The sequence below is a fragment of the Pseudonocardia sp. ICBG1142 genome (assembly GCF_020496255.1).
Taxonomy (GTDB): Bacteria; Actinomycetota; Actinomycetes; order Mycobacteriales; family Pseudonocardiaceae; genus Pseudonocardia.
The window spans coordinates 38,288-50,968 of the sequence record NZ_JAHLJC010000044.1; the positions used below are offsets into that span (position 1 = coordinate 38,288).

The following is a 12,681-nucleotide window of genomic DNA, read 5'->3' on the forward strand; positions in this document are numbered from 1 at the left end:
GGTCAGGCCCGCAGCCGCAGCCCCTTCGGCGTCACCCGGAACCCGGCCTCGGTGAGCACCTCCGACAGCGCCGAGGCCAGCGAGTCCTGTCCGTCGGCGCGCTCGACGGCGAGCGAGCCCAGCCAACCCTCGTGCACCGCCCCGGCGAGCGACTCGGCCCCGGCGCGCAGCTCGTCGCGGTCCTCGGTGAACGACAGCAGCGACTTCCCGCCGCGTTCGACGTAGAGCGCTGGTGCCCCGTCGACGAGAGTGACCAGGGCGCCTGCCTTGCGACCGGGGCGGTGCCGGGTCTCGCCGGTCGTGTCCGGCCACGGCAGGGCGGCGCCGTAGGGCTGGGCGGGGTCGGTGGCGGCGAGCACCACCCGGGACAGCTCGCGCCACGCCTCCCGTGGTGCCTGCGGGCGGCGACCGGCACCCCCGTCGAACTCGGCGTGGCGACCCGCGCCGCCGAGCCCGCCCAGGCCGCCGCGCAGGTCGTCGGGCACCCCGGCGTACGGGTCGTCGGTCCCGGGGGAGCCGGACGCGTCACCGACGAGGTCGCCAGGCAGCGGGTCCCCGTCCCCGGCGTCACCGGCGGACCCGGTGGGATCCGGATGGCCGTCGTGCGGGGCGTGGCCGCCGGGCTCCGAGAGGTCGTCGGGGTCGGGGACGGACGGGCCGGGACGGTCGGCGGGGTCGGCGATGACCGCCCCGGGACCGGCGCCGAGGCGGCGCGGGCCGGTCTGCGGGGAGGTGGAGGGGGCGTCGAAGGTGCCGGCGAGGGCCCGGACCCGGTCGATCGCACCCGGTACCGCGAACTGCGCCGCGCCCAGCCCCTCGACGATGTAGCCGCGTCGGCACCGGCCGGACTCCTCCATCGCCCGGAGCACCTTGTAGACCGCGGCGAACCCGCCCGTGACCCGCTCGGTGCCCAGCGCGCCCCGGGTCAGCACGCCGTGACGCTCCAGGAACGCCTCCGCGGCGGCGTGCGCGCGGCGGGTCGGGTCGGGCTCGCGCGGCACCGCCACCGACCAGCGCCCGCCGACCGACGGCGGCCCGGTCCGGCTGGGCATCGACGGCCGCCCCGCACGCAGCTGTGCGTAGCGTCCGCGGGCCGGTCGCCGCGCCGTGCGGTGCGCCCCGCCCTGCCGCCCGGAGGCGCCCCGTCGTGAGCCGCCCCCGGACAGCCGGGCCCGCAGCGGGCCGAGCGTGTCGTTGGTGAGCGCACCCGCCCAGACCAGGTCCCAGACGGCGGCGACGACGTCGTCGTCGGAGGGAGCCGGCTCGCCCTGCTCGGTCAGCAGGACCCCGGCCCGGGTCGCGAGCTCGCGGAAGAACAGCGCACCGCCCCCGGAATCGGGCGCCGCCCCCGGGTCGGTCAGCGCGGCCGGGTCGGTCAGCCCGAGCGCGGCCAGCACCGCGGTGTGCAGCGGGGTGCCCGCGGTGTCGAGGTCCGGGGCGGGCAGCAGCAGGTCCGCCACGTCGGCCGGGGCCAGCGCGAGCCAGCCGTCCTGCCCGGACAGCGCGCCGCACCCGATCCAGGTCACCTCACCGGCGGCGGTCAGCTCGTCGAGCAGCGCGGGGGTGTAGCCCGGCAGCCGGGCGGGCAGCACCAGCGACTCGACCGCGCTCGCCGGCAGCGGAGCCCCGGCGAGCTGCTCGACCACACCGAGCACGTCCTCCGCGCCCGGTGCACGGCGCACCCGGCCGCGCCGCTCGGAGCCCGACCGCACCTGCACGCCCTGCCACTGCGGCAGGAACCGTCCCAGTGCCCGCTGCTCGACGGGCTCGACCTCGTGGCGCAGCTTCGCCAGCGACGCGCGCCGCAGCCGGCGCAGCACCTCGGCGTCGCAGTACTCCGGCTCACCGCCGGATCCGGCGGGCACCGAGGCCTGCGGGCGCAGCTCGCCCTTCATCAGCCGCCCGGTGCCGGTGAGCCGTTCCAGCACTCCGGCGACCACGGCCACTCCCAGCCCGAAGCGACGGGCGAGCTCGGCGGCGGTGAACGGTCCGTGCGTGCGTGCCCAGCGCAGCACGAGGTCCCCGAGCGGGTCGGGCACCGGCTCGGTGAAGGCCTCCGGCACCCCGACCGGCAGCGCCGTGCCCAGCGCATCCCGGATGCGCCCGGCGTCCTCGATCGCAATGAAGCGCTCCTCACCGGCGATCCGCACCCGCAGCGCCCGGCGGTCGCGCTCCAGCTGCGCCAGCCACGCCGGGTCGACGCCTCGGGCCCGCGCGTCGGCCTCGGACAGGTCACCGACGAACCGGAGCAGGTCCGCGGCACCCTCCATGTCACGGGCGTGCCGCTCCGGGTCGGTGCGCTGCAGCTGCCCCTCGATCTCGGCCAGCATCTCCGGGTCGAGCAGCTCCCGGATCGCCTCGGAGCCGAGCAGCTCCGCCAGCAGCGTCGAGTCCAGCGACAGGGCGGCCGCGCGCCGCTCGGCCAGCGGCGCGTCGGCCTCGTAGAGAAACATCCCGACGTAGCCGAACAGCAGGCTGCGCGCGAACGGCGACGGCTGCGCGGACTCGACCTCGACGACCTTGACCCGGCGCGCGGCGACGTCGCCCATCAGCTCGCGGAGCCCGTGCAGGTCGTAGACGTCCTGCACGCACTCCCGCATCGCCTCCAGGGTGATCGGGAACTGCTCGAACTTGCCCGCCACGCCCAGCAGCTGTGCCGAGCGCTGGCGCTGCTGCCACAGCGGGCTGCGGCGGCGCGGGTCGCGGCGGGGCAGCAGCAGCGCCCGCGCGGCGCACTCCCGGAACCGGGAGGCGTAGAGCGCCGAGTTCCCCAGCTCCGCGACGACGATCTGCTCGATCTCGCCCGGTTCCAGCAGCACGTCCTCCGCGTTCGGGACGACCTCGGTGCCGTTGTCGTCGACCGCGTCCGGCAGGCGCAGCACGATCCCGTCGTCCGCGCCCGACGCGCTCACCTCGACCCCGCGTCGCTCCCGCATCCGGGCCGCGATCGCCAGTGCCCACGGCCCGTTGACCTGAGCACCGAACGGCGAGTGCACGACGAGGCGCCAGTCGCCCAGCTCGTCGCGGAACCGCTCCACCAGGATCGTGCGGTCGCTCGGCACGTGCCGGGTCGCCTCACGCTGCTCGCGCAGATAGGACAGCAGGTTGTCGCAGGCCCACTCGTCGAGCCCGGCCGCGGTGGCGCGCTCGCGGGCGTCGGCGTCGGCCAGCCCGGACATCTCGCGCACGAACGCGCCGACCGCCCGGCCCAGCTCCAGCGGCCGCCCGATCGACTCGCCCTTCCAGAACGGCATCCGGGCGGGCACCCCCGGCGCCGGGGTGACGATCACGCGGTCGTGGGTGATGTCCTCGACCCGCCACGACGAGGTCCCCAGCAGGAACGTGTCCCCGACGCGGGACTCGTAGACCATCTCCTCGTCGAGCTCACCGACCCGCGACCCGGCGCCGTCCGCGCCGCCCGGGGTCATCACGGTGAACAGGCCGCGGTCGGGGATGGTGCCGTCGGAGGTGACGGCCAGGCGCTGCGCGCCCGGGCGCCCGCGCAGCTCGTCGGTGACCCGGTCCCAGGTGATGCGGGCGCGCAGCTCGCCGAACTCCTCGGACGGGTAGCGCCCGGCCAGCATGTCGAGCACCGAGTGCAGCGCCGAGTCCGGCAGTGCTGCGAACGGGGCCGCCCGACGGATCGTCGCGGCCAGGTCGGACAGCCGCCACGACTCCATCGCGACCATCGCGACGATCTGCTGGGCCAGGACGTCGAGCGGGTTCCGGGGATAGCGGGTGGACTCGATGGACCCGGTCGTCATCCGTTCGGCGACGACGGCGCAGGACACGAGGTCCCCGCGGTACTTCGGGAACACGACACCCTCGGACACCGCGCCCACCTGGTGCCCGGCGCGCCCGACCCGCTGCAGCCCGGACGCGACCGACGGCGGTGCCTCGACCTGCACGACCAGGTCGACCGCGCCCATGTCGATGCCCAGCTCCAGGCTGGACGTCGCCACGACGCAGGGCAGAACGCCGGACTTCAGCTCCTCCTCGACCAGGGTCCGCTGGTCGCGCGACATCGAGCCGTGGTGGGCCTTGGCGACCGTCGGTGCGGCCCCGCCGCCCACCCCGGACTGCCCGACCGCCTCGGCCGGGAACGCGTCCGGCGCGGTGTCGAGGTCGGCGGCCTCCTCCAGCGCGGCCTCCTCCAGTGCGGTGGCCTCCTGCTCGGCGGCGAGCTCGTTGAGCCGGGAGGTCAGCCGCTCGGCGAGCCGGCGGGAGTTGGAGAACACGATCGTCGACCGGTGCTCGCGCACCAGGCCGAGCAGCCGCTCCTCGACGGCGGGCCAGATCGAGGGCCTGCGTGCGGTGCCCGCGGCGGACCCGACGACCTCATCGTCGGTGCTGCCCGGCGCGGGCCGCTCGTCGAGCGCGGCCAGGTCGGGCACCGGGACCTGGACCTCGACCCGGATCGTCTTGGGGATCGCGGGCTGCACGACCTCGACCGGGCGCGTACCGGACAGGAACGTCGAGACCTCGTCGACCGGGCGCACGGTCGCCGAGAGCCCGATCCGCTGTGGGGTGGCCTCGGTGATCTCCTCGAGCCGTTCCAGCGACACCGCCAGGTGCGCCCCCCGCTTCGTGCCGGCGACGGCGTGCACTTCGTCGAGGATCACGGTCGTCACCCCGCGCAGCGACTCCCGCGCGGCCGAGGTGAGCAGGAGGAACAGCGACTCCGGAGTGGTCACCAGCACGTCCGGCGGGGTGCGCTGGAACTGGCGCCGCTCGTCGGCCGGGGTGTCGCCGGTGCGCATCCCGACGGTGATGTCCGGAACCGGCTCGTCGAGCCGCTGCGCGGCCTGGCGGATGCCGGTCAGCGGCGAGCGCAGGTTGCGCTGCACGTCGACGGCGAGGGCCTTGAGCGGAGAGACGTAGAGGACCCGGCAGCGGTGCTTGCGCTCGGCGGGCGGTGGCGTGGCCGCGAGCCGGTCGAGCGCCCAGAGGAACGCGGCCAGTGTCTTGCCGGACCCGGTCGGCGCGACGACGAGGGCGTTGCGCCCGGCCTGCGCCGCGGACCAGGCGCCCTCCTGGGCCGCGGTGGGCGCGGCGAAGGCCCCCTCGAACCACTGGCGGGTGGCGGGGGAGAAGCCCTCGAGTGCGGTCACGCCGACCATCATGCGGGTGGGGTCCGACAGTCACCCGTCGAGCCACCCGTCGAGCACCCGTCGAACCGGGGTGTGACCTGCGAGGTCAGCGGGCGGCGTCGGCCCTGGTACGGGGCCAGACCTCCGCGGCGTCCTCGGCCGGGAACTCCGCGACGACCGCCGCGACCGTCCAGACCATCGACGCCAGGAAGTCCACGCCCAGCGCGTCGACGTAGTGCGAGGTCTCGCGGGCGTCGGCCGGGTCGACGAGCGGGGCGATGGTGTAGCGCGCCCGGGCCGCGTACCGCGGACCCAGGTTCTGCCCGATCCAGGCCAGCGCCCGCTCGGCGCGGTCGTCGTGGTCGACGAGCGCGGCGCGGGCGGCGTCGTACCAGTCGGCCAGCACCAGGAAGGCCAGCGACCAGCCGGGCGGCGTGGCGTCCGGCGGCACGTCCCGGTCGACCGCGGTCAGCCGGCGCACGGCGAACCGGGCCGGATCCGGCCCCGGCGCGGCGAGCGTCTCGCGGACCGCCCCGGCCAGCACGTCGGACACCATGCGGTAGGCGTTCCGCAGCTCCGCGTCGTCCGCGCCCGCCGACCTGCGTGCGTTCGGGGTCGTCCCCGCCATGTCCACCGTCCTCCGCTCGTGTGGCCGGGCCGGAGCGTAACGCCCTGGCACACGGCGGCCGTCGCACGGCAGCATCCGTCCGTGACCGCCGCACCCGACGCCGTCTCCCCGCCCCAGGACCCCCGCAGCCCTGGCTGCTGACGGTTCTCGCGATGGTTCAGGTGTTCGGTGGACGTGGCGATGAACCTGGCCGGTGCCGCCGCCGGAATCGTGGCCGGGGTGCTCGTGACGGTGTCGTCCTACGCGCTGCTCGGCGCGGTGGCGGTCGTGGTGACGGTGCCGTTCCTGCTGGTGGCGGTGCGTTCGGCCGGTGCGTGACGCCCGGCGGCTGGCTGAGCGGGACTCTCAGCGTCGGCGCTGGTGGAGCCACCAGCGCACCAGCACGACCAGCGCGGACAGCAGCGCGAGCAGGGACACGATCTGCCACGCCAGCGGCGATCCGATGCCGGTCGTCGCGAGGACCTCGTCGGCGACGTCGACCGGGACGGTGGCGAGCAGTTCGGACATATCACCCAGGATACCTGCTCCGGGGCGTCATCGGGCGGACGCCGCACGGAACGGGTGACCCGTCTACCCTCGCGGACGTGCGACTGAGCCACTTCCGGGAACTGATGGAGGGCGAGTTCGGGCCGGTGCGGGCGGCGTCGCTGTCCCGCGACCACGTCTTCTCCGAGCTCGGCGGCCGGACCGTCGAGCAGGCGATCGAGGCCGGCGTCGACCTGCGCCGGATCTGGCGCGCGGTGTGCGCGGCCTACGAGGTCCCACCCGCACGGCGGTAGCGGTGTGCCGGGCGGTCGTGCTGACCGCTCGGCTCCCGTGGGCGCCCGGTCGGCGTGTCGCGGTGTCGGATCGAACGCGTGTTCGTCTACGGTTCCGGCAGGGCTTGCGGTACCGGTCCTGCGGCGTGGTGTCGGACGAGTTGTCCACAGGCGCCGATCCGGGCCCGAAACTGTCGGGGGTACCCCATACCGTTGTGGTGTGCCTCCCCGAAAGACACCAGCAGGACCCGACCGTCGACCACCAGCGAGGAGTCAAGAGATGTCCGCTCCGGACCGCGGCAAGGCGCTCGAACTCGCCCTCGCCCAGATCGAGAAGAACCACGGCAAGGGATCGGTGATGCGCCTGGGCGACCAGGCCCGCGTCCCGATCAGTGCCATCTCCACGGGCTCCATCGCGCTCGACGTCGCGCTCGGCGTCGGGGGCATCCCGCGCGGCCGGGTCGTCGAGATCTACGGCCCGGAGTCCAGCGGTAAGACCACGGTCGCGCTGCACTGCGTGGCGAGCGCGCAGGCCGCGGGCGGTGTCGCCGCGTTCATCGACGCCGAGCACGCGCTCGACCCGGAGTACGCCAAGGCGCTCGGTGTCGACACCGACGACCTGCTGGTCTCCCAGCCGGACACCGGTGAGCAGGCGCTGGAGATCGCGGACATGCTGATCCGCTCCGGCGCGCTCGACATCATCGTCATCGACTCGGTGGCCGCGCTCGTGCCGCGTGCCGAGATCGAGGGCGAGATGGGTGACAGCCATGTCGGCCTGCAGGCCCGGCTGATGAGCCAGGCGCTGCGGAAGATCACCGGTGCCCTCAGCAACTCCGGCACCACGGCGATCTTCATCAACCAGCTGCGCGAGAAGATCGGCGTGATGTTCGGGTCCCCGGAGACCACGACCGGTGGTAAGGCGCTGAAGTTCTACGCGTCGGTCCGCATGGACATCCGCCGCATCGAGACGCTGAAGGACGGCACCGACATGGTCGGCAGCCGGACCCGGGTCAAGGTCGTGAAGAACAAGGTGGCCCCGCCGTTCAAGCAGGCGGAGTTCGACGTGCTCTACGGCGTCGGCATCTCGAAGGAGGGTTCGCTGATCGACGTGGGCGTCGAGCAGGGGATCATCCGCAAGTCCGGCGCCTGGTACACCTACGAGGGCGACCAGATGGGGCAGGGCAAGGAGAACGCCCGCAAGTTCCTCAAGGAGAACCCGGACGTCGCCGCCGAGGTCGAGAAGCGCATCAAGGAGAAGCTGGGGATCGGCGCGGTCGTCGACGCCGAGGAGACCAGCCCGGTCGAGCCCCTCCCGGCCCCGGTCGACTTCTGAGCGTGACCGGCGACCACGACCGGTCCGGAGGCACGTCCGGACGGGACGGTGCGGAGCCGACCGGGCCCCGCACCGTCCCGCTCGACGATCTGTTCGGCGTGACCCCGCCGGGCGCCGCCGCACCGGATCCGCACGCGATCCGGACCGTCGACCCGACCGGCGACGAGCCGGAGGATCCCGCCGCGGAGCCCCCGGCCGTCCCCGGGTGGGACGCGAGTCCGCACCAGGTCTCGTTCGCGACGCTCAGCGGCGCCGACGGGGCCACCACGGCGATCACCGACCCGCCCGCGACGGCCCGGCCGACGGATCCGGCGGCCGACGCTGCGACGGACGGGCTGGCGAAGCCCGCCCCGGTCCGCAGGCTGACCTTCGACGACCCCGCCCCCGGCCCTGCTTCCGGCAGCGGCACGGACGGTGGTGGCGACGGATCCGGTGCGCCCCGCGTGGTCTCGTTCGAGGAGCTGTCGGGACGAGGCACACACCGCGGCGGAGTCCGCCGCGACCGTGCGGCCCCCCGACGGCGCCCGACCACCGCAGCGGCTACGACCGGTGCGGGTACCGCGGCGGCCACGACCACTCCGGACACCGCGGCCGACCTGTCCCGGAGCGCCGGTCCTGCCGGGCCGGGCCCCGAAGCGACGGGCGCCGGGGAGACGGGCGCCACCTCCCGTGGCCGTCGTCGTGGTGAGGGTCGTGGCCGGGGGAGCCGCCGGAGCGAGGAGCGCACCCCGCGCGTCGAGACACCGCAGGAGCAGGAGAGCCGCGCTCGCGACATCTGCCTGCGCCTGCTCACCGACCGCGCCCGCACGGTCAAGGAACTCGGCGACGCGCTGCGTCGCAAGGAGATCCCCGACGAGGTCGCGCACCGCGTCCTCGAGCGGTTCGACGAGGTCGGCCTCGTCGACGACCAGGCCTTCGCCGAACAGTGGGTCCGGTCCCGGCACCGTCACCGCGGCCTCGGCAAGCGGGCGATCGCGATGGAGCTGCACCGCAAGGGCGTCGACCGCGAGATCGCCGACGAGGCACTCACCGGCATCGACGACGCCTCCGAACGTGACCGGGCCCGTGAGCTCGTCGTGCGGCGGTTGCGGAGCCTGCCCGTCGGGAGCCGCGAGGAGCGGCAATCCAGCGCCCGCAAGCTGGTCGGCATGCTCGCGCGCAAGGGCTACGGCCCCGGGGTCGCCTACGGGGTGGTCAAGGAGGAGATCGCCGCCGCCGGTGCGGACGCCGACGAGCTGGGTGAGGCCCCGCCCGAGGACTGACCCGTCCCCGGCGGGACCCGCCGGCCGGTCACGACCGCAGGTACCAGGCGAACCAGTCGCGCATCGTCGGCGTGAGGTAGTGGGTCGGCGGCACCTGCTCGGCCGGGAACAGCGGGAACCCCTGCGGGGCGTGCCCGGGCCGGTCGTGGAAGTAGGTCCCGCTGACCCAGGCCGGGTTGATGTCCAGCTCCATGCTGCGGACCACTCCCGCGTCGGCGAGCAGCCTGCCCAGCGTGCACACCGACAGTGCCGGTCCGGCGACGTAGACCTCGGTGCCGTCGGCGGTCACGCCGAACCCGGAACGGTGGACGAACGCGTTCTGTCCGATCGTGCTGCCCCACTCCGCGGTGCCGCCCGTGGCGCACGTGGGGTTCACCGCGCCGTCGTCGACGAGCGGGAGCAGGTTCTGCCGCACGCTCGCGACGTCCGGCCCCATCCCGACCTCGGTGCCCCAGGCCCCGACGTCGGCCCGGCCGTCGGTGTGCAGGACCAGGCTGGCCTTGCCGGGCAGCAGCGGCGCGACCGTACGGCCCTCGGCGTAGTAGCCGTTGTGACTGGGGTCGGACAGCTTGAACCCGCCGTTGAACGCCACCGCCACCCCGTCACCGGCCCGTCCGGCCAGCGACGTCGACGCACGCCAGTGCCCGGCCGGCTCGCCGACGCCCGGATGCAGGGTGCCCCGCACCAGCGCGGGATCCATCCGCAGCACCCCGGCGAGGTAGGAGGTGTGGGTGTCGTCGACCCGCAGGGTGGTCACCTGCACCGCGGGCCGTCCGTGGTCGGCGACCACGGTCTGCCACACGCCCTCCCCGGCCCGCGGGGCACCGGCCGCGACCGGGGCGAGCGGCGGTGTCGTCGCCGGGTCGGGCAGCGCACCCGGAGCCCGCGGGATCCCACCGGCCGGGGTACCGCCCTCGGACGGCGCGTCCGCGGCGTACTGGAGCTTCTCCAGGCCGGTCACCAGCCAGTTCAGCCCGTGGTCGCGGGCCCACTCGGCGGTCGCCTCGACCGGCCCGGTCCCGGGGGGCGCGGCCAGGGTCACCGCGCCGATCCCGGCCCCCGCGCCGCCGAGCAGCACCACGAGCACCGCCAGGACCGCGCCCACCCGGCGACGACGCCGGCGTCGCCGCGAGGGCCCCGACGCCGGAGCGATCTCGACGGTGGTCTCGACCGCGCTCATCGCCGCACCGCCGGATCCGGGGTGGCCCCGTCCCGCCCGCCGGTCGCCCCCTCCGCCGTCGTACCCGGGGCCACGGCCCCCGGCGGGACCAGCGTCTCCAGCACCATGCGCCGTCGTCCTCCTGCGTCGTGGCGGCATGATCCGCCGCCGCGGTGGAGCCTTCCGGTCGTTGCGCAGAGCAACCACAGAGAACGCTGAGCGATCACTGAGAGTCGACGACCGAGCCACGGCGCGGAGAACCGGCCCTGCGTGCCGATCGGTGGTGTGCAGTGGGCGATTGCGTGCATAAGATGCCCGCCGAGCCGCAGTTCGTGATCTACGAACGGCGCGAGGTGTCGATCCCGGGAGGGTGTTCGTGAGGATCCGAGGACGAGTGGCCGGGGCCGCGCTGGCGGTGACGGCGCTGTTCGCAGTGGCGGGCTGCGGCGGGGGAGACGGGGGCGGCGGGACCGCCGCCCAGCCGAGCGGGCAGGCGCAGGGCGGCACGCTGACGGTGTTCGCCGCGGCGTCGCTGACCGGCACCTTCGGTGACCTGGAGAAGAAGTTCAAGGCCGCCAACCCCGGCACCGACGTGGTGTTCAACTTCGCCGGGTCCTCGGCCCTGGCCCAGCAGATCAACCAGGGCGCCCCGGCAGACGTGTTCGCCTCGGCCGACCAGAACAACATGACCAAGGTGACCGACGCGGGCAACGCCCAGGGGCAGCCCGAGGTCTTCGCCACCAACACCCTGCAGATCGCGGTCGCGCCGCAGAACCCGAAGCGGATCGCGTCGCTGCAGGACCTGACGAAGCCGGACCTGCGGACGGTGGTCTGCGCCCCGCAGGTGCCGTGCGGCTCGGCGACGGAGAAGGTCGAGCAGGCCGCCGGCGTGGACATCAGGCCGGTCTCCGAGGAGCAGGACGTCAAGTCGGTGCTGCAGAAGGTCACCACCGGCAACGCCGACGCCGGGCTCGTCTACCGGACCGACGTCACCGCGTCCGGCGGGCAGGCGCAGGGCGTCGACATCCCGCAGGCGTCGCAGGCGGTCAACGAGTACCCGATCGTCGTCCTGAAGAACACGAGGAACGCCGAGCTGGCGCAGAAGTGGGTGCAGTTCGTGAACGGCGACGAGGGCCGTCAGGTCCTCGGGGCGGCCGGCTTCGGCGCCCCGTGACCCCGGGTCAGGGCGCGGGGACCGACACCCGTCCCACGAGCCAGGGGTAGGAGTCCGCCAGCGCCTGGGAGAACAGGTCGAAGTCGTGCCCACCCCCGGGCACGATCACCAGCCGGTTCTCCACACCTGCCCGGGTCGCCACCGCCGACAGGGTGCGTGCGGCGGCGGCCGGGTCGGTGTCGGCGTCGCCCGCCTCGAACCAGCCGGCGATCCTGGGGGCGCGGTTCGCGGCCAGCAGCGTCGCCGGGTCGTGCGCGGCGAACGCGGCCTGCGACCCGCCGAACAGCTCGGCGACGGTGTCCGGGACCCCGCCGTTGGAGTCCCCGACCCGCGGGCCGAGCAGCCCGGCGTAGTCGCCGAAGGTGGCGAAGACCGTGGGGTGGCGCAGCGCCAGCATCACCGCGCAGCTGCCGCCCTCGGACAGTCCCGCGACCGCCCACGCCGGTCCCGGTGGCCGGGTCCCGAACAGCCTGCTCACCACCCGCGGCACGTCGCGGGTCAGGTAGGTCTCGACCTTCGCGGTCGGGGTGTCGACGCACTCGGAGTCCGCGGTGTAGGTGCCGTTGACGTCGGGCATCACCAGGATCGGCGCGACCCCGTGGTGCTGGGCGGCCCAGGCATCGGCGACGTCGGCGGCGCCCCCGGAGTCCACCCAGTCCACCGGACGTCCGGGGGTCCCGTGCAGCAGCACGATCACCGGCAGCTGTGGCCGGGGTCGCTGGTACCAGGCGGGCGGCACCCACACGACCGCGGGCCGGGCCGCGAAGTGCGACGCCGTCCCCGGGATGGGGACCTCCACGACCTGACCGGTCGCCGGGACCTTCCGGCTCAGCAGCAGCTGCGCGACCCCGATCCCCTCGGCCGGTCCGGTCCCGGCCACGTCACCGACGGTCCGGAGGTAGTCCAGCGCGGCGTTCACCCCGACCAGGGTGTTCGCCAGCAGCACCACCGCGACGACGCCCGTCGCGCCCAGCCGGGCGAGGATCCGCAGCGACCGGTGCCGGGACTGCCCGGCCCGCCGCACCCCCAGGACGACCAGCACGAGGACCACCACGCCGGCGAGGACGAACCCCGTCACGAACTGCCACGTGGTGATCGGGACCGCGTCGATCCCGGTGGTGCCGGCGTCCATGGACGGTTCTCCTCGTGTCGTGCCCGCGAGATCATCCCGTGCCGCCGTGAGGCCCGGGTGAGAACCCGGTGAGGATCCGCTGAGTTCACCGTCCCGACGGGTGATGCCGGTCCGGTCGCCGCGGACGTGGCGTCGACGACCGCCG

Annotated in this window: 10 protein-coding genes; 5 read left to right on the forward strand and 5 right to left on the reverse strand. The window is 74.7% G+C overall.

Annotated elements, in window-relative coordinates; all coding sequences use genetic code 11:
• Positions 1-2 precede the first annotated feature (2 nt).
• Positions 3-5,120 (reverse strand): ATP-dependent helicase, encoded by a 5,118-nt coding sequence (locus tag KPL59_RS34310; RefSeq protein WP_374111713.1) that lies wholly within the window; start codon positions 5,118-5,120, stop codon positions 3-5.
• 76 nt (positions 5,121-5,196) lie between these two features.
• A complete protein-coding gene (locus tag KPL59_RS34315; protein WP_226363268.1) occupies positions 5,197-5,718 on the reverse strand; it encodes a hypothetical protein in 522 nt (173 codons plus the stop codon).
• Between the two features lie 168 nt (positions 5,719-5,886).
• Between KPL59_RS34315 and KPL59_RS34320 the strand changes: the two genes are divergently transcribed.
• Positions 5,887-6,036 carry a hypothetical protein gene (locus KPL59_RS34320; RefSeq protein ID WP_226351627.1) on the forward strand — a complete coding sequence of 50 codons (150 nt, stop codon included), beginning with the start codon at positions 5,887-5,889 and terminating at the stop codon, positions 6,034-6,036.
• A 27-nt stretch (positions 6,037-6,063) separates the two neighbouring features.
• On the opposite strand, the gene KPL59_RS34325 is transcribed toward KPL59_RS34320, so the two are convergent.
• On the reverse strand, positions 6,064-6,225 hold the full coding sequence (locus tag KPL59_RS34325) for a hypothetical protein (RefSeq protein ID WP_020624151.1): 162 nt from the start codon (positions 6,223-6,225) through the stop codon (positions 6,064-6,066).
• A 77-nt stretch (positions 6,226-6,302) separates the two neighbouring features.
• Here KPL59_RS34325 and KPL59_RS34330 point away from each other — a divergent pair, with 77 nt between their 5' ends.
• The 3 genes from KPL59_RS34330 (at position 6,303) to KPL59_RS37350 (ending at position 9,071) form a co-directional block, all read left to right on the forward strand.
• Positions 6,303-6,497 (forward strand): DUF3046 domain-containing protein, encoded by a 195-nt coding sequence (locus tag KPL59_RS34330; RefSeq protein ID WP_043278601.1) that lies wholly within the window; start codon positions 6,303-6,305, stop codon positions 6,495-6,497.
• 259 nt (positions 6,498-6,756) lie between these two features.
• Positions 6,757-7,809, forward strand: coding sequence for a recombinase RecA (gene recA, locus KPL59_RS34335; RefSeq protein WP_020624149.1), 1,053 nt, complete (start codon positions 6,757-6,759; stop codon positions 7,807-7,809).
• A gap of 2 nt (positions 7,810-7,811) precedes the next feature.
• Positions 7,812-9,071: a RecX family transcriptional regulator gene (locus KPL59_RS37350; RefSeq protein WP_308188003.1), complete on the forward strand. Its 1,260-nt coding sequence runs from the start codon at positions 7,812-7,814 to the stop codon at positions 9,069-9,071.
• A 28-nt stretch (positions 9,072-9,099) separates the two neighbouring features.
• Here the strand turns inward: KPL59_RS37350 and KPL59_RS34345 are convergent, their stop codons facing one another.
• A complete protein-coding gene (locus KPL59_RS34345) occupies positions 9,100-10,251 on the reverse strand; it encodes a hypothetical protein (RefSeq protein ID WP_226363269.1) in 1,152 nt (383 codons plus the stop codon).
• Between the two features lie 355 nt (positions 10,252-10,606).
• Between KPL59_RS34345 and modA the strand changes: the two genes are divergently transcribed.
• Entirely contained in the window at positions 10,607-11,404 is a 798-nt protein-coding gene (gene modA, locus KPL59_RS34350) for a molybdate ABC transporter substrate-binding protein (RefSeq protein ID WP_226363270.1), read from the forward strand.
• A 7-nt stretch (positions 11,405-11,411) separates the two neighbouring features.
• Here modA and KPL59_RS34355 read toward each other — a convergent pair whose 3' ends face one another.
• Complete coding sequence (locus KPL59_RS34355; protein ID WP_226363271.1) at positions 11,412-12,536, reverse strand: alpha/beta hydrolase family protein; 1,125 nt, start codon at positions 12,534-12,536, stop codon at positions 11,412-11,414.
• Between the last annotated feature and the right edge of the window lie 145 nt (positions 12,537-12,681).

Excerpts from the sequence above, each read along its gene's own strand:
- KPL59_RS34310 (WP_374111713.1), bottom strand. The coding sequence starts at position 5,120 with ATGGTCGGCGTGACCGCACTCGAGGGCTTCTCCCCCGCCACCCGCCAG.
- KPL59_RS34315 (WP_226363268.1), bottom strand. The coding sequence starts at position 5,718 with ATGGCGGGGACGACCCCGAACGCACGCAGGTCGGCGGGCGCGGACGAC.
- KPL59_RS34325 (WP_020624151.1), bottom strand. The coding sequence starts at position 6,225 with ATGTCCGAACTGCTCGCCACCGTCCCGGTCGACGTCGCCGACGAGGTC.
- recA (WP_020624149.1), top strand. The coding sequence starts at position 6,757 with ATGTCCGCTCCGGACCGCGGCAAGGCGCTCGAACTCGCCCTCGCCCAG.
- KPL59_RS34345 (WP_226363269.1), bottom strand. The coding sequence starts at position 10,251 with ATGAGCGCGGTCGAGACCACCGTCGAGATCGCTCCGGCGTCGGGGCCC.
- KPL59_RS34355 (WP_226363271.1), bottom strand. The coding sequence starts at position 12,536 with ATGGACGCCGGCACCACCGGGATCGACGCGGTCCCGATCACCACGTGG.